The sequence below is a fragment of the Antarcticibacterium sp. 1MA-6-2 genome (genome assembly GCF_021535135.1).
GTDB lineage: Bacteria > Bacteroidota > Bacteroidia > Flavobacteriales > Flavobacteriaceae > Gillisia.
This window is the reverse complement of record NZ_CP091036.1, coordinates 350,238-370,374: the sequence shown is the minus strand read 5'-3', so window position 1 is coordinate 370,374 and position 20,137 is coordinate 350,238. Positions and strand designations below refer to the sequence as shown.

Below are 20,137 nucleotides of genomic sequence, written 5' to 3'. Positions count from 1 at the left end.
CATGAAACTTGTAATTCAATTACTCCTCTGGATTGTGATCTTCTTTCTGGGTTATCTGGTTTTTAATTCAGTATATGGCCCGGTTCAATTTAATGAGGTTAAAGAAAAAAGGTACGCTAAGGTAATTGAACGTCTTAAAGATATTCGTGCGGCCCAACTTGCACACCAGGAAGTAACGGGTACTTTTGCAAAAGATTTTAATGGATTGGTACAATTTATTGATACAGCAGAATATGTATTGACCCAAAGAAGAGATTCTACCGTTCTTGACGAAGAATACAAAAAAACTTACGGGGTAGATCAGTATAAAGACATAATAATTATTGACACTCTTGGTTACGCTTCGGTTAAAGATTCTTTATTTAAAAGAAGCAATTACCGGGAAATGATGAACGTACCTGTTGATGGAATAGATGCTAAATTTGAAATGGATGCAGGAACAGTATTAAAAAATGACAATAAAATTCCTGTGTTTGAAGCCAAGGTTGATAAGGCTGTAATTCTTCATGATCAGGATAAAGATCTTGTAATGCAGGAGAAACAGGTAGTTTCGGTTGACCAGGTAAATGGAGCTTTTATTAAAGTTGGTTCAATGGAAGAGGTTAATACCAACGGGAACTGGCCACAAGTATATGGAGCAAACGACCAATAGGGAAAATTCACAAAGTATAAAGTTGTCCATTCAGGTTCGCCTGAATGGACTTTCTTTTTGTACCATGAATGAGGAGACCCGGGAAGTTCTTTGGTACCAGAAAGTGAATTTTCATAAAGAATACAATCCACTGAAGATCCTTGAACAAATCGAAGCTCTTTATAATTCTGAAAAACAGCTGCAACAACCTGTAAAAGAAGTGAGCCTCCTTTTTTCAAATGAACTTTATTCCTTTGTGCCCAAAGATTTTTTTATAGAAGAGGAAGCTTCTACTTATCTTAAATTCAACACCAAGATCCTCAAAACCGATATTGTGGCTCATGATTTTCTGGAAGCTGAAGATTTAGTTAATGTATACATCCCTTACACCAACATTACAAATTTCTTTTTTGACAGGTATGGGGAATTTGAATATCAACACAGTTGTTCTATTCTGGCACAGGAAGTGCTAAATGATTTGAATAAGGACCGGGTTAATGTATATCTTAATAACTTTGAGGGGTATTACGATCTTGCAGTGGCAAAAGGGAAAGAGCTTTTGTTATGTAATACCTTCACTTATGATACAAAGGAAGATTTTATATATTATCTCCTGTTTACAGCTGAACAATTGAAGCTAAACCGCGAAGAGCTGGAATTAACTCTTCTTGGAAATATAAATGAGGATTCAGCTTTATATAAAATCCTTTATACATACATTAAGAATGTTAAGTTCCTGTCCAAAAGCCTGAACTGTACTTCGAAAAAATATCAGGGAGAGCAGTTCCAGCGTGAAGCTTTTCTCCTTCTCAAGACACTAGGATGCGAATAATATCAGGACAACATAGAGGAAAAAGAATAACAGCACCTAAAAAGCTGCCCATTAGGCCTACAACCGACTTTGCTAAAGAAGCGCTGTTTAATATTTTAAACAATAGATTTCACTTTAATGGCCTTAAGGTAATTGACCTTTTTTCGGGTTCAGGAAATATCGCTTATGAATTTGGATCCCGCGGGGCAGGACCTATTATCGCCGTAGATGAAAACTTTGAAAGTATTAAGTTCATTAAGAAAACTGCAGAGGAGCTTAATCTTGATATTTCTCCTGTAAAGAGTGACGCCTTTAAATATCTTGAGAAAGGCGCAGGAAAGGCAGACATTATTTTTGCCGATCCACCTTACAATTTTGATATTGAAACTCTACTCTCCCTTGTAACAATAACATTTGAAAGAGAGCTCCTGGAGGAAAACGGGGAGCTTATTATTGAACATTCAAAAAAACTTGACCTTTCCTCTTCCCTTAATTTTATTGAGGTAAGAAAGTATGGAAACTCCGTATTTAGCTTTTTTTCCGTAACTTGAAAATGCATGGAAAAAATACACAGCGTAAACATGGAATTTACCAGTTTAGAATTCTATCCTGATTATGTAATTTCACGGGTGCGGGAAGATGTGCTATTTAGTATCCAACAGGTCCGGGATTTATTAGAAGAGTGCGCCAGGTTCTATAAACAACATTCCTTTGTGTATATATCACTCCGGGAAAACGATTATAATGTTGATCCCACTATTTACTATAACATTAAGAATACAAATCTCGCCGGGATTGCCATTGTAAGTATAAAAGCCTCATCTTTAAAAATGGCCGAATTTGAGCAGAAATTTGCCAAAATGCCTTTCGAATTATTTACCGATCTTGAAGAGGCAAAAGCCTGGGTGAAGGGATTCGATTTAAAATAAAAAAGCAGGCCTATAAGCCGGATTCTGTTCTTCCAGTATCACTACCAGAATACCCTATCATTTATCTTAGATCTTTGTTACCAAAGAACTTTAGCTGCCTACCCTCCGGCAACGGGCGGGTAACCCTTAAATGCTTGTATACATGGCATTGCACCGCATAGAGTTTACCTGGTTTCACTACAGCATTACCTGTACATCCTTTCTGTTGCACTTGTCCTGAACCAATCCCGATAATATCAGAAATGGAACGGTGGGTGTTACCCACTATGCTACCCTCTGGTGTCCGGACTTTCCTCCCCGCTAAAAGCGGAGCGATAAGGCGGCCTGCTTATTTTAATGCAAAGATACAGCGTAAATTATTATAGTCTTCAGCCTAGAGAATAAATAAACAAATCTTAAGGTTTTTAAAATTGAGCGATCCAACTGGTGAAACATACCGTTTTATCTCCTCAAATCCGCTATTTTAGGCTTAGGCAATAAGAGGGGAGTTATGAAAATACTATTAACAGGTTCAACAGGATATATTGGTAAAAGATTACTCCCAGTTCTTCTGGAGCGGGGACATGAGGTGATTTGTTGTGTAAGGGACGTAAAAAGGTTTAATCCTCCCCGTTCTCTTGAAGCTAAAATTACTGTCATTGAAGTTGATCTGTTAGACAAAGAGTCGCTAAAAAAATCCCTACAGATATTGATGGAGCCTATTACCTTGTGCATTCCATGTCAACATCAGAAAATTATATGGAAATGGAGAAGGAATCTGCCATTAACTTCCGCACTGCCCTTAACAGTACAAAAGTTCAACATGTGGTATACCTAAGCGGAATTGTAAATGAATCTAACCTTTCAGAACATTTAGCTTCCCGCAAGAATGTGGAAATAGAATTGGAAAAAGGAAACTATGCTTTCACTACCCTACGCGCAGGAATAATAATAGGATCAGGTAGTGCTTCTTTTGAAATTATAAGAGACCTGGTTGAAAAACTGCCTGTTATGGTAGCTCCCAAATGGCTAAATACGAAATGCCAGCCAATAGGAATATCAGACGTTATTGCCTTTCTTTCGAAAACAATTTTTAATTCTGAAACTTATAATCAAAATTATGATATAGGTGGAAAAGATGTGTTGTCATATAAAGAAATGCTATTGGGATTTGCTGAAGCCCGTAATTTAAACCGAAAGATTATTACCGTCCCGGTGATGACACCAAAATTATCATCGTACTGGCTTTATTTTGTCACCTCTACCTCTTATAAATTGGCAAAATCCCTCGTTGATAGCATGAAAGTCGAGGTGGTATGCAGGGATAACAGACTTAATAAAATCCTGCAGGTTTCACCTTTATCATACCAGGAATCTCTTAAAAAAGCCTTTACCAAAATTGAAAATAATGAGATTATCTCAAGCTGGAAGGATGCGTATATTAGTAGTGGCCTCAACTTCAATATTTCAGATTTTGTGCGGGTTCCCATGTACGGCTGTTTTGTAGATAAACGCAGTCGTAAGTATGATAATCGTGAAGCCTGTATTAATAATATTTGGAGTATAGGTGGAAAAACAGGATGGTATCACGGGAATTGGCTTTGGAAGGTAAGAGGTTTCCTTGACAAGTTAATTGGAGGGGTGGGATTGAGAAGAGGCCGAACCAACCAAAATTCCATAAATGCCGGGGACACTTTGGATTTCTGGCGGGTTTTATATGCAAACCGGGAAGAAGGCAGATTGCTTTTATTTGCTGAAATGAAATTGCCTGGAGAAGCCTGGCTGGAATTTCGAATTGAAGAAGACGAGTTAGTTCAAACGGCTACCTTCAGGCCACTCGGGATCCCCGGTAGATTATATTGGTATTCAGTCTATCCCTTTCATGGAACAATTTTTCGGGGAATGCTTGAGAAGCTAACTAGTAACGGGCGCTAATATTAATTATGCTTTCTGAAAAATCTTTCTGAAAATATTTTTTTCGAAAAAAGGAACAAAACATTAAACCGGACCAGAATTACAGGAATATAATTCCCTCTTCAGGAAGCCTGTTTTATCAACAGGTTTGGGTATAACTCTTCAGAAAAATAAAAGATTAGTTAGAGTTCTTCAAGCAGGGTTTTTTATATTTGTTTCGAATTAAGATCTAATGGAGCACTTTGTTGTATCGGCACGAAAGTACCGCCCTCAAACATTTAAAGATGTGGTTGGCCAGCAGGCAATTACAAACACACTTTTAAATGCAATTAATCACAACCACCTTGCACAGGCCCTGCTTTTCACAGGTCCACGTGGAGTTGGAAAAACAACCTGTGCCCGTATTTTAGCAAAAATGATCAATCATGACGGGACTCAAAAACCGGATGAAGATTTTGCTTTCAATATTTTTGAACTTGATGCTGCTTCAAACAATTCTGTTGACGATATAAGAAACCTTATCGACCAGGTAAGGATCCCGCCCCAGGTTGGAAAATACAAAGTTTACATTATTGATGAAGTACACATGCTCTCCGCTTCAGCATTTAATGCATTTCTTAAGACCTTGGAAGAGCCGCCAAAACACGCGATCTTTATTCTTGCAACAACTGAAAAACATAAAATAATCCCTACCATTCTCTCGAGATGTCAAATTTTTGACTTTAAGAGAATTACGGTGACAGATGTAAGAAATTATCTCGCATACATTGCAGAACAGGAAGGTGTCGAAGCCGAAGAAGATGCTCTACACATAATCGCCCAAAAAGCTGATGGTGCTATGCGGGATGCGCTTTCAATTTATGACAGAGTGGTAAGTTTCAGCGGTGCCAGCCTCACAAGACAGGCCGTGACAGAAAACCTAAATGTGCTGGATTATGAAACATACCTCAATATTACCCAGCTAATCCTGGAAAATAACATTCCGCAATTACTTGTGGAATTTAATGAGATCCTTGCCCGTGGTTTTGACGGACATCATTTCATTGCGGGTCTTGCTTCTCATTTTCGGGACTTACTGGTTTGCCGAAACCCAAAAACAATTAGCCTTCTGGAAGTTGGAGAAACTACAAAAACAAGCTATTATGAGCAGGCGCGCCAAACCAGTGAAGCGTTTTTAATGCAGGGTATAGAACTCGCTAATGAGTGTGATCTAAAATACAAAAGCAGCCGTAACCAACGGCTCCTCGTAGAATTATGCCTTATGCAACTTGCCTCTATCACTTTTGATGGAGAAAAAAAAGCCTGAGGGATTCATAATTCCTTCTAAACATTTTAAAAACATTGCACCCACTTCTCCAAAAAATCTTACTTCAGAAGAAAGAAGAGTAATAAGTGAGAACGAATATGCAAAAGGAGATTCCGCACCCACAGTAGAATCTCAGGTTCCGGCTCAAAACAATCCTGATCCTGAAAAGGCCGACAAAGTACCTGCGGAAGGCTTGCCAGACCCGGAAAAAACAAATTGCCATCCAGATGAACAACCGCTGCGTTCTCAGCAAAAAACTGAAGAATCCATTCCTCATACTGCGGCGATATCAAAAGAGAAAGTTTCAGGACTATCCCTGGCCAGCATTAGAAAGAAAAAAGAACTACTTGCAAAGCAACAGGGAAAAACCGCTTCCTCTATAGAGGAGAAAAATGAAAAATTTACTGAAACTCAACTTCACGCCGCCTGGGACGACTATATTCATAGATTAAAAAACAAGGGAGAAAAGATCCTCGCCTCGATTATGGAAACCGATATGCCGAAGGTAAACGGCAATATTATTTCTATTGAATTGCTTAAGCAGACACTATGAAAAAGGATTTAGAGAGAGGGCAAAATCCATTGATGGGCTTTCTGAAGAAAAAGCTTCAGAACACATTTATTGTTCTGGAAATTCAGGTGAATGAGACTAAGGCAAAGCAATATGCTTTTACAAATATTGAAAAATATAATAAGCTAAAAGAAAAAAATCCCCTGATAGAAAAATTGCGAACCACATTTGATCTAGATATATAATTATGCTGGGCTTAAAACTACCTACAGATCCAAGATGGGCAAAAATTGCCGATAAAAACATTGAAGAAATCCTCATTGATCACGCCTGGTGCGAACAAAAAGCTGCGTCTACCGCTATCTCACTTATTGTTACTTATCCGGAATACAGCGAACTTGTAAAAGCTATGACTGCTTTAGTAAGAGAGGAAATGGGACATTTTAAAATGGTGCACGATCGCCTTTTGGCTAAAGGATTAAAGTTGGGCTGGGACAGGAAAGACGAATATGTTATCCAATTAAGGGACTTTTTTCCAAAAGGAGGTAGCCGTGTCACACAAATGGTTCACTTAGCTTTTAATTGCTGCATTAATAGAAGCCAGGAGTTGTGAAAGGTTCAGGTTACTTTCAGAGCAACTTGAAGATGAAGAACTACGGGAGTTCTACCTAGCAGTTAATGATTAGTGAGGCAAATCATTATACCCTTTTCCTTAATTTTGCACGACAATACGGGGAACGGGAGATTGTAGATAAAAAATGGCAGGAGTTATTGGAATTTGAGGCTCAAATAATGAAGGAGCTGGGCAAAAAAGAAAGTATTCACGGCTAACCTACCTGTTCCTCAATACTTTCCTGGTAGAGAGATTTAATAATGCCATCTGCCAAACCTATTTTTGGGACATATATTCTCCTCGCCTTGGTCCATTTCATTGCAGATAAATAGATTTTTGTTGCGGGTATAATTACATCGGCTCTGTCTGCATTCAAATTAAGTTCTGTAATACGTTCTTCGTAAGTAAAAGAATTCAGAAGTTGATAGTAGGAGCTTAAATACAAGAAGCTTAATGGTTTTCCTACTGCTTTTCCACTGCTCTTAAAGATGTTGTTAATATTTCCACCGGAACCAATTAGATCAATTTTTGGATAATCTCTGGTCACATTCTTAATCCACTCCTCTACTTCCTCCCACAAATCTTCATCTACATTTTTTTTCAAAAGACGAACAGTACCCAGTTTAAAGGATTTTGATGCCACCGTTTCCCCACTACTGTATAAAGTGAATTCTGTACTACCACCACCCACATCTACATATAAATAAGTTTTATCAGATTGAATAAGCGCATTTAGATCTGTTGCCGCAATAATTGCAGCTTCGTGATTTCCATCTATAATATCTATTTTCACCCCGGTCTTATGTTGTATGAGATCTGCAACATCTTCCCCATTTTTAGCTTCCCTCATAGCAGATGTAGCACAGGCTTTATATTTTTCTATTTTATGCGACCTCATAAGTAATTTAAAGGCTTGCATAGTGTCTACCATTCTTGCTATATTCTCTTCAGAAATTAATTTGGAAATAAAAACATCTGCTCCCAATCTTATTGGCACCCTCACCAGAGATGTCTTTTTAAAAAGCGGCTCCTTTCCTTCCTGCTCGGTAATAGTCATTATTAATAACCTTACCGCATTGGATCCTATATCTATTGCTGCAAATTTCTTTTGTTCAATCACCCTTTAAAATTTTCAAGTTTTTGTTGATAGTATTCGTATAACGCGAATTGAGAGCGCAATGGTTTTTTATCATTTCTACGATAAGCATTATCCTGGTTCTTACAAAGAACTCTTGCTTTCACATTATCATTCCAGCAAATTTCAAAGGTTTCCATAATTTCCTTCTTGATCTCCACGTCATATATAGGACAGGAAATTTCCACCCTCAAATCCATATTCCGAGTCATCCAGTCAGCCGAAGAAATATAAATCTTTTCGTCACCGTCGTTTTCAAAAATATAGACCCTTGGGTGTTCCAAAAATTTATCAATAATACTTATTGCTTCAATATTATCACTTAAGCCCGGTACTCCCGGAATTAAAGAGCATATCCCTCTAATGATTAGTTTGATCTTAACTCCGGCCTTGCTGGCCTCGTACAATTTATCAATTAATGCAAAATCTGAAAGGCTGTTTAACTTTAGTTTGATACCAGATTTTTTACCGTTTTGAGCATTTTCAATTTCGGTTTGTATAAGTTTTACTAATGCAGTTCTTGTATAATGAGGTGAAACTAAAAGATGTTTGTATCTGCTCACTTTATAGTTGATTTCAAAGAAATCAAACACCTTATTAAACTCTTTTAAAAGCTCCTGGTTCCCTGTAAATAATGTGTAATCTGTATATATTCTGGAAGTAGATTCATTAAAATTACTTTGCTTAAAAATCCGTACCTACGCATTTTAGCTTCCTCCCTTTCTATAACACAGGCTTTGCAGTGCACTTTAAGACTTAGTCACTCCAAAAATAAGATTTACGCCTTCCTGCTGCATTTGCTCTGCATAACGAATATTGGCTACTTCGTCAAATCTTGCACGTAGTTCTATTTGCACCGTAACCTTTTTTCCATTTTTCACCGCATTTATAAGAGAACTGGCTATGTGGGATATTTTAGCGAGACGATAAATGGTAATTTTTATAGATCTTACTTTAGGGTCCAATGCAGCCTCTCTTAAAAACTTTACGACATATTGAAACGCCTGATAAGGAGCATAAAGCAAATAATCTTTTTTGGCAATCATTCCCAATAAGCTTCCCTGCAGGATCAATCCCGGGATAGGTAAAGGTTCTATAGCTTTGTAAAGCAGCTTTTCATTCCCCAAACTCGGAAAATTCATATAATCCCGACGGTTATGATAGCGGCCCCCTGGAATTATACTATCTGTTGAATCAATCCCCATTTTATTCATAAGGAAACTTAAAGTATCCTCATCAATGTTCATATCATATACAAACCGCACAGGATCTCCCTTAATGCGGTCTTTAACACTCATAGAAACTTTTTCAATAAAGCTTTTACTCAAATCACTATCAATATCTAACTCGGCATCCCGGGTTATTTTGATCATATGAGCAGAAACACTCTCGTATTCAAAAATATTAAAAATCGTTTTAAGGTTATACCTTATAAGATCATCGAGTAAAATGATGTATTGCTTTCCATTCTCCTCCGGAAGAACTACAAACCGCTCTATACTTCGGGGTATTTCAATAAGGACATATCTCCTATCCCTCGAGTTTCTATTAAGTAATTTGGAAATCCCATGTTGGGGGATCTCCTCTTTCATGATCATTTTAACTGCCAGATAAGCAGCACTATCTTTTAAGCTAGGTACCTCTACAAGATCATTTAGGATAATTGTTACGAGGGCCGGACTTACAACAGAGAGAAAATAATTTTTAATAAATGTTTCCTGGGAGGAAGAAACCTGTTTTTCGTTGATAATATGAATATCATAATCTTCTAATTGTTTCTGGATTTTATCCAGGACGTAAAGACTTTCTGACTGTTGTTCAATTACAATTTGGGTTATTTCTTCAAGTAATTTTCCGGCTTTAATACCACCTAATATACTCTTGGCACTTTTGCCCGCAAGATCAATACGCTTAATAGTAGCGTATCTAACTTTAAAAAATTCATCTAAATTATTAGAGAAAATACCCAGGAACCGAAGTCTCTCAATAAGAGGTACAGTTTCATCTTCTGCTTCCTGTAGTACCCGGGCATTAAATTGAAGCCAACTTATTTCCCTGTTTATATATTGGTGGTTACCCATAAGGTTTATCGTAAATTTTTAGGAAATAAATTGAGAATAGTTTTTCCATTTTTGAGGTCGTTCCAGTCCCTGGTTTCGAAGTCTATTATAGTTAACCCTGTAGTAGGAATATTACTAAAGGTTTTATCACCTATGGAATTCACCACTTGCGTCATAGCCGGGTTATGACCAAATATCATTAATTCATTTACCGAAGGTTCACAGGTTCCTATTTGAGTTAACAGGGAACTTTGATTAAAAGTATAGAGCTGGGATTTTATTACGAAATCCTGATCCTCCACCTCAAGTTTATCTTTAAAAATTTTTGCAGTCTCATAGGCTCTTACCGCAGGACTGGTCCATATTAGGATAGGATGGTCCTGAAATCTTTTAAAAGCTTCAGAAATGAGTTCCCCATCTGCAAAGCCTCGTTTTTTCAGAGGTCTTTTGTCATCTGCAACATCATATTTCCAGGAGGATTTCCCATGTCTTACAAGTATGAGTCTTTTCATTATGGTGCAAGTCGTTTAGTGAGCCATTGCTCATTTTCTTTTGTATACAAAATCCTGTCGTGAAGCCTGTTGGGTCGCCCCTGCCAAAATTCAATAGAAACGGGACGAACTAAATATCCACCCCAAAATTCGGGTTTCGGAATATCTTTATTTACAAATTTGTTTTCCAGTTCCCTCACAGATTCTTCCAATACTTCCCTCGAAGCTATTTCCCTGCTTTGGTTGGACGCCCAAGCTCCTATTTGACTACCCCGGGGCCTGGATTGAAAGTATTCAGTAGATCTCTCTTCTGAACATTTTTCTGCTTTTCCTTTTATTATTACCTGCCGCTCAAGTTCTGCCCAAAAGAAAGAGAGACAAATATGAGGATTAGCTTTAAGAGCTTCCGCTTTTTCTGAATTGTAATTTGTAAAAAATGTAAAACCTTCAGCTCCAAATTCTTTTAATAGAACAACCCTGTTTTTTGGAAAACCGTCTAATCCCATTGTGGAAATTGTCATTGCATTAACCTCCACCAGGTCTTTAATTTTCTCCATCTGCTCAAACCACACCTGAAATAAATTAAGAGGATCATCGGGAATTTCAGCTTCCATTAACTGGCCTTTGGAATAGATCCGCCGGAAATCTGCCAGACTTTTACTCATAGATTGCTATTTGCTGCAATTTACAAGTTTTGCAAGTAAGAAAGAAAATGAATCCCTAAGATTTTCAGGACCAAATCAGCTATTTTACTCCTATCTTCAGTACCGTATTTAAAGTTTTTGGTTTCTGAAGCCTGTTGTTCTGAAAGAGACAGCTGACTCATTCTGTAATTAAAAGGCAATAACTAACGCCTCTGCAAATCCTCTAAATAAGACCAATACACAAATTGCTTTCTTTAAAGCAGACGGTAATAGAAATTTTGAAACAACATTTAGCAGAAATATGACATATCCAACAGAAACAAGGTTGTTGAATTGTAGAATTAAACCGGGAAGCTTTAATTTTTCTAAAAAAACTAAAAAGAAGAATGTAGGTGAAATATCCCGTGAGTTTAATTGAAGATGGTAGATATCCGGCTGAATAGATCTTTTTTATTTGAATTACTTTTCATCAACTTAGACCTTCGGCTGAAAAAACTTTATAAACTTCGTAGGATTACTTGGTCGACCTAAAGCCCGGATCTGGTTTTTTTAAAGAAAGGTCTGACAAAAAATTGTCAGACCCCTCTCAATAAAACTAACCAATCTCAAATATGAAGCTACTTCAAATTACTGTTGAATTTACACTAGCCAAAATACAAAAATAATCGATTAAAAACACATGTAGGTCTTCATTTAGAGGATCTATGGTGAACATTAACTAAAAAAGTAAGTTAATTCTTACATTTTAAAAGTGTGAAATACGGGAATGGTCATTTAGAAGTTGAAGATTTTTCCGTCGTCAGCAAGTTCAACTTTTGGAAAAACTGTCTTTGCTTCTGTTCTAAATTGTTCAAGATCTCCATATCTTGTAGAAAAATGACCAAGGAGAAGTTGATTTGCTTTAGCATCTCTAGCGATAGTCGCGGCCTGGATGGCTGTGGAATGTTTAGTAGGAAAAGCCAGCTCAGCGTTTTCCTCTAAAAATGTAGATTCGTGATATAGTAAAGAAACCTCTTTAATTTGATCTACGATACCGGGATCAAAAACAGTGTCACTGCAATAAGCATAACTTTTTGGAGGATCTGGCGGTGCCGTTACCAACTGGTTATCTATAACTTCTCCGTCTTCAGAAACCACGTTCTTTCCCATCTTCACGCTCTGGTACAAGGAAACGTCAATTTTATGTTGAGCAATCTCGTTAATTAAGAGCTTCCGAAGCCCCGGCTTCTCTTTAAATAAAAAGCCATTTGTGTAAATGCGGTGCTTCCAAAGGGATCGTCTCTACCGTCACTTTATCATCTTCATAAATGATCTCTGGTTCTTTACCTTCAAGTTCGTGAAAGTGCAGGGGGTAATTTGTCCAGGAGTTTGAGAGTTTTAACTGGAGAGTAATAATCTCTTTTATTCCTTTAGGGGCATAAATGTGGAGATCAGATTTTCGATTGAGTAATCTAAAGGTTGAAATGAGGCCTACAAGCCCGAAGCAATGATCCCCGTGCAGGTGAGAGATGAAGATGTGTTGAATTTTTCCAAATTTTACTTTATTCCGTCTTAATTCAACCTGGGTGCCTTCACCACAATCTATTAAAAATTTATGGCCTTTTATCTCCAGTACCTGCGAAGAAGGATTAGTAAAAGATCTGGGAGTGGCGGCATAACAACCTAATATTGTAAGTTTCATTGTTTCAGGTACCCTGCTTCAGGTAAATATTTCAGAAAAAAAGTTAGTGCTCAAGTTCTCTCTCCAGCTCTTCCATATTAATAATGTCTTCTGCCTCCCTTAAACTTGGAACCACAATTAATTCTTCCGGAATATTATCAAAAGACATCTCTCTGGCAGCAATTACAAATGATTTCTTTTGAAGCCTGTGAAGATTTGAAATTTCCAGGAAAACCAGAAGATCCTTTTCTTTAAGATCTTCTTTAGCTAAAATATCTATAACCACATTATCCTTCTGGATTTCTTTGTGTTCCTGTGAAATTAATGTGGCAAGTCCACCCAAATCATCATTGTTACCTTCTATAATTATGTAATTTTCCTTCTGAATAACTTTCATGACTGCTTTTTTAAGGTTTTATCTTAGAAGCCAGCAAATAAATTACGGCCATTCGAATCGCTACTCCATTTTGAACCTGGTCAAGAATGATAGCCTGCTTCGAATCTGCCACGTCACTTGTAATTTCTACTCCCCTGTTAATGGGTCCAGGGTGCATAACAACAATTTTTTTCTCCAGTGAATCTAGAATTTGCTTATTAAGTCCAAACTGCTGCGTGTATTCTCTTGTGCTGGGAAAATAACTTATTTCCATCCTCTCATTTTGAACCCGCAACATGTTTGCCACATCACACCATTCAAGAGCTTTTCTTAGATTTGTTTCCACTTTTACTCCTAATGATTCAATATGTTTTGGAATTAAGGTTTTTGGACCGCATACCTTTACTTCTGCTCCCTGAAGACGTAAAGCAAATATGTTAGAAAGGGCAACCCTGCTATGTAAAATATCCCCTACTATAACTACTTTTTTGCCTTTCACTTCTCCCAGTTTTTCTCTTATTGAATAGGAATCAAGAAGCGCCTGTGTAGGATGTTCGTGGGTTCCATCTCCGGCATTGATTATACTGGCCTCAACATTTCTGGATAAAAAAATTCCTGCTCCAGGGTTGGGATGTCTCATTACAACCATATCTACTTTCATAGAAAGGATGTTATTTACAGTATCTATAAGAGTCTCCCCTTTCGTGACCGAAGAGCTGGAGGCAGAAAAATTTATAACATCTGCACTTAGCCTTTTTTCGGCTAGTTCAAAAGATAATCTTGTCCTGGTGCTGTTCTCAAAAAATAAATTGGCAATTGTTATATCCCGCAGAGAAGGAACTTTTTTAATGGGTCTATTGATTACTTCCTTAAAATGATCGGCTGTTTTAAAAATAAGCTCAATATCGTTCTGGTTAAGATACTTAATTCCCAGTAAGTGGTTTACACTTAATTCGTTCATTGACTATTGTTGTTTAGGCATAAGATAAACTGCATCTTCGCCGTAGTTTTCCTTCCAGTGTACTTTTACCTGTTCATCGTTTATAGCATCCACCTGTCTTCCGTTATAATCGGGTTGTATGGGCAAATGCTTAGCTAAATCTTCGGTCTATCAAAGTGAGTAGTTCAATTTCCTTCGGCCGCCCAAAAGATTGAATAGCAGTAAGGGCTGCGCGAATGCTTCGGCCTGTGTACAGTACATCATCTATAAACACCACTTGTTTGTCTTCAACAATAAAATCTATTTTAGTTTTATTGGCTTCCAGGGGTTTATCGCTTCTTCTAAAATCATCTCTGTAAAAGGTAATATCTAATTGGCCGGAAAGAATATTATTTATACCATAGTCTTCTTCCAGGATCTTAATAATTCTGTTCGCGAGATAGATCCCCCTGGGCTGGATCCCTATGAGAACTGTATTTTCTAATCCGGGATGATTTTCAATTAACTGGCAGGCCAAACGATGAAGTATTATGTTGATCTCTTTAGAATTAAGCAACACTTTTTGGCTCATAATTTTTTTAGGCTGAAGTTCAGAAACAAAAGTAAGATAATTTTATATTTTTCTACGGCGGAATAAGAATAACTGGTGTTATCTAAAATGCTTTCTTAATATTTACTGTAAAAAGTCCTTACATAAAAAAACCTCCTTAGTTTCCCAAGGAGGTTCATTATTATGATAAAAAGAAATTTATTTTCCTTCCATCTTATCTTTAAGAGCTTGTAGCTCAGCATTCACATCACCAATGGTTGTCTTTTCATTGTTTTGTGATGCAGCTTTTTTAGCTGCCTGCTTCACTATTTGCTGCTCTTCTTCTTTGTGGATTGCAGTGTGAGAAGCTACCACTCTCTTAAATTCTTTATTGAATTCAATGATTTGGAACTCTGCACTTTCTCCCTGCTTTAATTTCTTACCATCTTCTTTTTCAAGGTGACGGGTAGGAACAAAAGCTGTGATATCTTCATTAAACTCGATAGTCGCACCTTTGTCTACTATTTCAGAAATTTCTGCAGTGTGAGTTGTACCTACAGCAAACTCAGTTTCATACTTATCCCAAGGATTAGATTCAGTTTGTTTGTGACCTAAACTAAGTTTACGTCCATCAACATCTAATTCTAATACAACAACTTCCAAAGTATCACCTACATTAGTAAATTCACTTGGATGCTTGATCTTCTTGGTCCATGAAAGGTCAGAGATATAAATAAGTCCGTCGATTCCTTCTTCAAGTTCTACGAAAACACCAAAGTTGGTGAAGTTACGTACGATACCTGAATGTCTTGAACCTACAGGATATTTTGAAGTAATATCAGTCCATGGATCTGGAGTTAATTGCTTAATTCCAAGAGACATTTTACGATCATCACGATCTAAAGTTAAGATTTGAGCTTCAACCTCATCCCCTACTTTCACGAAATCCTGGGCAGAACGCAAATGCGTGCTCCATGACATTTCAGAAACGTGGATAAGACCTTCAACACCTTCAGCAACTTCGATAAATGCACCGTAATCTGCGATTACAACTACTTTACCTTTTACTTTATCACCTACAGCAAGATTCTCATCAAGAGCTTCCCATGGGTGTTTGTGTAATTGCTTAAGACCTAATTGAATTCTTGTCTTAGCTTCATCAAAGTCAAGAATAACAACATTAAGTTTTTGATCAAGTTCAACGATCTCATTTGGATGGTTAATACGTGACCAGCTAAGATCTGTAATGTGGATAAGTCCATCTACACCGCCAAGGTCTACGAATACACCGTAAGAAGTAATGTTCTTAACAGTACCTTCAAGTACCTGACCTTTTTCTAACTGACCAATGATCTCTTTCTTCTGCTCTTCAATATCAGCTTCAATAAGAGCTTTGTGAGATACTACTACGTTCTTGAATTCGTGGTTGATCTTAACAACTTTAAATTCCATAGTCTTACCAACGTATGCATCGTAATCCCTAATTGGTTTTACGTCGATTTGAGATCCCGGAAGGAAAGCCTCAATTCCAAATACGTCTACGATCATACCACCTTTGGTACGACATTTTACAAAACCATTTACTATTAAACTTTCGTCGTGAGCTTTATTTACACGATCCCAGGCCATAATAACTCGGGCCTTACGGTGAGAAAGAATTAATTGTCCTGTAGCATCTTCACGCACATCAATTAAAACTTCAACCTCATCACCTACTTTTAGATCTGGATTGTAACGAAATTCGTTAAGGGAAATAACACCTTCACTCTTAGCATTAATGTCAATGATTGCATCACGATCTGTAATATTAATTACTTTTCCTGTTGTAACCTCATCATCTAAAGTGTCTACGAAATTTTCTGAAACAAGCTTCTCAAATTCTTCAAGCTTTTGATCATCTACAGGATCTATACCTTCCTCGTAGTTGTGCCAGTTAAAATCTGCAAGAAATTTCTCAGGGTTTTGTTGCTGTGCAACTGTGTCCGGTTGAGAAGCAGTGTCCATACCTGCTACTTCCTGAACGTCTTGATTTTTGTTTTCTTCAGCCATTGCTGATTGTAATATTTGTATCCTGTGAACCTTCGGAAAAAATTCAGGCAATAAAAGACACAGAAGCGATTATTGTTTTGATTTTCAACCCTTTTCTTTTTCCTTTATTTTGCCGAAAAAGGTCTGCAAAAATACAACTATTTTCTGTAAATCAAAAGGACTGAAAACAAATTAAGTAGAAGAATTATTCAGTAGAATTTACTTCTGAAATTTTTGAAAGGGCGAGATCCCTAATTTTCTGAAACTGTTGATCTATATTTAGGGAAGAATTGTCTATTTCTATGGCATCCTCAGCTTTTACCAGAGGAGAATCTTCTCTTGTGGTATCAAGAAAATCCCGCTCCTGGACGTTTTTCAACACTGCTTCATACTCAACATTATCACCTTTTTCCTTCAGTTCAAAAAATCTTCTCTTTGCTCTTTCTTCCGCAGTAGCGGTCATATACAATTTTAATTCAGCATCGGGAAAAACTACGGTGCCAATGTCCCTCCCGTCCATAACAACGCCTTTTTCTTTTCCCATAATTTGTTGTTGAGATACCAGCTTTTCTCTTACCTGGGAAATAGCGGCCACTTTACTCACGTAGTTGGAAACATCCATGGAACGGATCTCCTTTTCTACATTCTCATCATTCAGGTAAATAGCGGCATAACCTATATTAGTGTCAAAAATGAACTTAAGGTTTATAGAAGGAAGTTTATTAATTAAGGATTCTTTGTTTAATCCATCTTCAGAAATAAAAGAATTTCTCATTGCAAATAAGGTGACGGCTCTGTACATAGCACTAAGCTGTCCACATAGACATATCCCAGTTCCTTGGCTAACTGTCTTGCAACAGTACTTTTACCTGTTGAAGAAAATCCATCTATAGCAATGGTAATGTTTTTATTCATTGAATTTAAGATTTTGGCAAAGGTAGAGATTTATAAAAGAGCAAAAAAAAAGCCCCTTTAAAAGAGGCTAATTATTTACAGAGACTTGGCGTTCTCCACCTGTTCCCGGGTGAGCGCAATATCTATTACTTCACTCATCTCTTTTACATAATGAAAAGTAAGGCCTTTTAAATATTCGTCCTTAATTTCAGCAATGTCCCTTTCGTTGTCTTTACAAAGAATGATCTCTTTAATACTTGCTCTTTTTGCAGCCAGGATCTTTTCTTTGATCCCTCCTACCTAAGCAGAACTTTACCTCTTAAAGTAATTTCTCCCGTCATTGCTATACTCTTCTTTACTTTACGTTGAGTAAAGAGTGAAACCAGCGAGGTTAACATAGTAATTCCTGCACTTGGTCCATCTTTTGGAGTTGCACCTTCAGGCACGTGAATGTGTACGTTATACTTATTAAAGACATCAGGAGAAATTCCCCATTTATCGGCATTTGATTTAATGTACTCCATTGCAATGGTAGCTGATTCTTTCATCACCTTCCCAAGATTACCTGTTATATTAAGGTTACCCTTGCCCTGGGAAAGTATGGATTCTATAAAAAGAATATCTCCCCCTACCTGGGTCCAGGCAAGACTTAGTCACAACTCCCGCAACATCATTATTCTCATATTTATCTCTCTCCAGACGCGGACTTCCAAGTATTTCTATAACATCTTCATTGCTTATTTTGATATTATATTTTTCATCCATCGCAATATTCTTGGCAGCGTACCTTACCACTTTTGCGATTTGCTTTTCAAGTCCCCGAACTCCCGATTCTCTTGTGTACCCTTCAATGATCTTTTCCAGTTGCGGTTTGGCCACTTTCAAATTCTCTTTAGTCAAGCCGTGTTCCTCAAGCTGTTTTGGAAGTAAATGCTGTTTTGCAATTTCTACCTTCTCTTCTATTGTATAACCTGTTACATTGATTATTTCCATACGGTCTCTTAATGCAGGCTGAATAGTATTTAAACTGTTTGCCGTAGCAATAAACATAACCTTGGAAAGGTCAAATCCCATCTCCAGGAAATTATCATGAAACTCACTGTTTTGCTCAGGATCCAGAACCTCCAGTAAAGCTGAAGAAGGATCCCCCTGGTTACCGCTTGCCAGCTTATCAATCTCATCAAGAACGAAAACCGGATTACTTGTTCCCGCTTTCTTAAGACTTTGAACTATTCTTCCCGGCATTGCACCTATATACGTTTTTCTGTGTCCTCTTATTTCGGCCTCATCGCGTAAACCCCCTAAAGAAACCCTAACATACTCACGCCCTAAAGCCTCGGCTACAGATTTACCTAAAGAAGTTTTACCAACTCCCGGAGGTCCATAAAGACACAGGATTGGTGACTTCATATCGTTCCTCAATTTAAGAACTGCGAGATATTCAATGATTCGCTTCTTTACATCTTCAAGACCGTAATGGTCCCGGTCCAAAATACGTTGCGCCCGTTTCAGGTCAAATTTATCTTTGCTGAAATCATTCCAGGGAAGATCAAGAAAAAGATCAAGATAATTACGTTGAATAGAATACTCTGCTACCTGAGGATTCATTCGCTGCATTTTAGCAAGCTCTTTATTAAAATGCTTTTTTACTTTCTCATCCCATTTTTTCTTTTTTGCGCGAACACGCATTTCCTCCACTTCATCTTCATGAGATACCCCACCCAGTTCTTCCTGAATGGTTTTCATTTGCTGGTGTAGAAAATACTCCCGCTGCTGCTGGCTCATATCGCTTTGCACCTTGCTCTGGATATCGTTCTTCAATTCCAGCTTCTGGAACTCAACATTCATATACTTCAAAGTCGCAAGAGCCCTGTCCTTAAGATTATTTGTTTCCAAAAGCTGTTGCTTTTCTTCTACTGTAAGATTCATATTAGAAGAAACAAAGTTTATAAGGAAAGACGGGCTTTCAATGTTCTTTATAGCAAAAGATGCTTCTGTAGGTATATTAGGACTGCCCTTTATTATTTGAAGCGCAAGATCTTTAATGGACTCTATTATAGCACCAAACTCTGCATTATCAACTTCCGGGCGCTCTTCCGGTACTTCGTTTATAGTTGCTGATAAATACGGTTTATCTGATATTACTTCCCCGATCTTAAAGCGTTTTTTTCCCTGGATAATTACTGTTGTGTTACCATCGGGCATTTTAAGCACCCGAAGTATTCTTGCAACTACACAAGTATTGTGTATATCCTTTGTTTTGGGATTCTCTACCTCCTCATCCTTTTGCGCAACCACGCCAATAACTTTGGTACCGTTATTAGCATCATTAATTAATTTTATTGAAGTATCCCTTCCTGCTGTAATAGGAATTACTACCCCTGGAAATAGAACTGTATTACGTAAGGGTAAAATGGGCAGAACATCCGGGAGGTCTTCTTTATTTATTTCTTCTTCATCTTCAGGAGTCATTAAAGGAATTAACTCTGCATCCTCGTCTATTCCCTGTAATGACAAACTGTCAATATTCATTATTTTAGATTTAGCCATATCTTTTTTTAGGTCAAACTGTCACAACAGCTGGTTATTTATTCTTTACTTCACTGCAACTTATTTATACATAAGCCTCAGGCAGTGAGATCAAGGTATTTACTCGTTCGTACTAATTCAATTCTTATGCCACCAA

13 protein-coding genes, 1 other RNA gene and 8 pseudogenes are annotated in these 20,137 nt (G+C 37.4%); 8 read left to right on the top strand and 14 right to left on the bottom strand.

Annotated elements, in window-relative coordinates; genetic code table 11:
• Position 1 precedes the first annotated feature (1 nt).
• The 4 genes from LZ575_RS01820 to LZ575_RS01805 are packed head-to-tail and all read left to right on the top strand — an operon-like array spanning position 2 to position 2,371.
• Positions 2-652: a hypothetical protein gene (locus LZ575_RS01820; RefSeq protein ID WP_235327969.1), complete on the top strand. Its 651-nt coding sequence runs from the start codon at positions 2-4 to the stop codon at positions 650-652.
• Positions 633-1,463, top strand: a complete 831-nt coding sequence (locus LZ575_RS01815) for a DUF3822 family protein (protein WP_235327967.1) — start codon at positions 633-635, stop codon at positions 1,461-1,463. The genes LZ575_RS01820 and LZ575_RS01815 overlap by 20 nt, the downstream gene beginning before the upstream one ends.
• Positions 1,454-1,993, top strand: coding sequence for an RsmD family RNA methyltransferase (locus tag LZ575_RS01810; RefSeq protein WP_235327965.1), 540 nt, complete (start codon positions 1,454-1,456; stop codon positions 1,991-1,993). Before LZ575_RS01815 ends, LZ575_RS01810 begins: the two co-directional genes overlap by 10 nt.
• Positions 1,994-1,999: 6 nt before the next feature.
• Positions 2,000-2,371, top strand: a complete 372-nt coding sequence (locus LZ575_RS01805; protein WP_235327963.1) for a hypothetical protein — start codon at positions 2,000-2,002, stop codon at positions 2,369-2,371.
• Here LZ575_RS01805 and rnpB read toward each other — a convergent pair.
• Positions 2,369-2,702, bottom strand: an RNA gene (gene rnpB / locus LZ575_RS01800) — RNase P RNA component class A. The genes LZ575_RS01805 and rnpB overlap by 3 nt on opposite strands.
• Positions 2,703-2,861: 159 nt before the next feature.
• Here rnpB and LZ575_RS01795 point away from each other — a divergent pair.
• The 4 genes and pseudogenes from LZ575_RS01795 (at position 2,862) to LZ575_RS01775 (ending at position 6,912) form a co-directional block, all read left to right on the top strand.
• Positions 2,862-4,285, top strand: a pseudogene (locus LZ575_RS01795) (SDR family oxidoreductase).
• A gap of 211 nt (positions 4,286-4,496) precedes the next feature.
• Positions 4,497-5,589: pseudogene (gene dnaX / locus LZ575_RS01790) on the top strand (DNA polymerase III subunit gamma/tau); the annotation flags it as partial.
• Positions 5,590-6,119: 530 nt separating this feature from the next.
• Positions 6,120-6,326, top strand: coding sequence for a hypothetical protein (locus LZ575_RS01780; RefSeq protein ID WP_235327957.1), 207 nt, complete (start codon positions 6,120-6,122; stop codon positions 6,324-6,326).
• 2 nt (positions 6,327-6,328) lie between these two features.
• Positions 6,329-6,912: pseudogene (locus LZ575_RS01775) on the top strand (tRNA-(ms[2]io[6]A)-hydroxylase).
• Here the strand turns inward: LZ575_RS01775 and LZ575_RS01770 are convergent.
• The 13 genes and pseudogenes from LZ575_RS01770 to lon all read right to left on the bottom strand — a co-directional run bounded on the left by LZ575_RS01770 (position 6,909) and on the right by lon (position 20,001).
• Positions 6,909-7,814, bottom strand: coding sequence for a Ppx/GppA phosphatase family protein (locus LZ575_RS01770; RefSeq protein ID WP_235327955.1), 906 nt, complete (start codon positions 7,812-7,814; stop codon positions 6,909-6,911). The pseudogene LZ575_RS01775 and the gene LZ575_RS01770 sit on opposite strands and share 4 nt — an antisense overlap.
• Positions 7,811-8,392, bottom strand: a complete 582-nt coding sequence (locus LZ575_RS01765) for a phospholipase D-like domain-containing protein (RefSeq protein WP_235330654.1) — start codon at positions 8,390-8,392, stop codon at positions 7,811-7,813. Before LZ575_RS01765 ends, LZ575_RS01770 begins: the two co-directional genes overlap by 4 nt.
• A 63-nt stretch (positions 8,393-8,455) precedes the next feature.
• Positions 8,456-9,910, bottom strand: a pseudogene (locus LZ575_RS01760) (polyphosphate kinase 1); the annotation flags it as partial.
• A 5-nt stretch (positions 9,911-9,915) separates the two neighbouring features.
• Positions 9,916-10,401: a histidine phosphatase family protein gene (locus tag LZ575_RS01755; RefSeq protein ID WP_235327953.1), complete on the bottom strand. Its 486-nt coding sequence runs from the start codon at positions 10,399-10,401 to the stop codon at positions 9,916-9,918.
• Positions 10,401-11,045: a pyridoxamine 5'-phosphate oxidase gene (gene pdxH, locus LZ575_RS01750; RefSeq protein ID WP_235327951.1), complete on the bottom strand. Its 645-nt coding sequence runs from the start codon at positions 11,043-11,045 to the stop codon at positions 10,401-10,403. The genes LZ575_RS01755 and pdxH overlap by 1 nt, the downstream gene beginning before the upstream one ends.
• Before the next feature lie 753 nt (positions 11,046-11,798).
• Positions 11,799-12,705: pseudogene (locus LZ575_RS01745) on the bottom strand (ribonuclease Z).
• A gap of 43 nt (positions 12,706-12,748) precedes the next feature.
• Entirely contained in the window at positions 12,749-13,081 is a 333-nt protein-coding gene (locus tag LZ575_RS01740; RefSeq protein WP_235327949.1) for a ribonuclease Z, read from the bottom strand.
• A 10-nt stretch (positions 13,082-13,091) separates the two neighbouring features.
• Entirely contained in the window at positions 13,092-14,021 is a 930-nt protein-coding gene (locus LZ575_RS01735) for an aspartate carbamoyltransferase catalytic subunit (protein WP_235327947.1), read from the bottom strand.
• 3 nt (positions 14,022-14,024) lie between these two features.
• Positions 14,025-14,571, bottom strand: a pseudogene (gene pyrR, locus LZ575_RS01730) (bifunctional pyr operon transcriptional regulator/uracil phosphoribosyltransferase PyrR).
• Positions 14,572-14,748: 177 nt separating this feature from the next.
• Entirely contained in the window at positions 14,749-16,578 is a 1,830-nt protein-coding gene (gene rpsA, locus LZ575_RS01725) for a 30S ribosomal protein S1 (RefSeq protein ID WP_235327945.1), read from the bottom strand.
• Positions 16,579-16,762: 184 nt separating this feature from the next.
• Positions 16,763-17,394 (bottom strand): annotated as a pseudogene (gene cmk, locus LZ575_RS01720) ((d)CMP kinase); the annotation flags it as partial.
• The gene (locus tag LZ575_RS01715) at positions 17,329-17,472 is read right to left on the bottom strand and encodes a (d)CMP kinase (RefSeq protein WP_235327943.1); all 144 of its coding nucleotides are present in this window, start codon (positions 17,470-17,472) and stop codon (positions 17,329-17,331) included. The pseudogene cmk and the gene LZ575_RS01715, both read right to left, overlap by 66 nt.
• A 75-nt stretch (positions 17,473-17,547) precedes the next feature.
• Positions 17,548-20,001, bottom strand: a pseudogene (gene lon / locus LZ575_RS01710) (endopeptidase La).
• Between the last annotated feature and the right edge of the window lie 136 nt (positions 20,002-20,137).

Coding starts and splice junctions, on each gene's coding strand:
- LZ575_RS01820 (WP_235327969.1), top strand. CDS start 2: ATGAAACTTGTAATTCAATTACTCCTCTGGATTGTGATCTTCTTTCTG.
- LZ575_RS01815 (WP_235327967.1), top strand. CDS start 633: ATGGAGCAAACGACCAATAGGGAAAATTCACAAAGTATAAAGTTGTCC.
- LZ575_RS01810 (WP_235327965.1), top strand. CDS start 1,454: ATGCGAATAATATCAGGACAACATAGAGGAAAAAGAATAACAGCACCT.
- LZ575_RS01805 (WP_235327963.1), top strand. CDS start 2,000: ATGGAAAAAATACACAGCGTAAACATGGAATTTACCAGTTTAGAATTC.
- LZ575_RS01780 (WP_235327957.1), top strand. CDS start 6,120: ATGAAAAAGGATTTAGAGAGAGGGCAAAATCCATTGATGGGCTTTCTG.
- LZ575_RS01755 (WP_235327953.1), bottom strand. CDS start 10,401: ATGAAAAGACTCATACTTGTAAGACATGGGAAATCCTCCTGGAAATAT.
- pdxH (WP_235327951.1), bottom strand. CDS start 11,045: ATGAGTAAAAGTCTGGCAGATTTCCGGCGGATCTATTCCAAAGGCCAG.
- LZ575_RS01740 (WP_235327949.1), bottom strand. CDS start 13,081: ATGAAAGTTATTCAGAAGGAAAATTACATAATTATAGAAGGTAACAAT.
- LZ575_RS01735 (WP_235327947.1), bottom strand. CDS start 14,021: ATGAACGAATTAAGTGTAAACCACTTACTGGGAATTAAGTATCTTAAC.
- rpsA (WP_235327945.1), bottom strand. CDS start 16,578: ATGGCTGAAGAAAACAAAAATCAAGACGTTCAGGAAGTAGCAGGTATG.
- LZ575_RS01715 (WP_235327943.1), bottom strand. CDS start 17,472: ATGAATAAAAACATTACCATTGCTATAGATGGATTTTCTTCAACAGGT.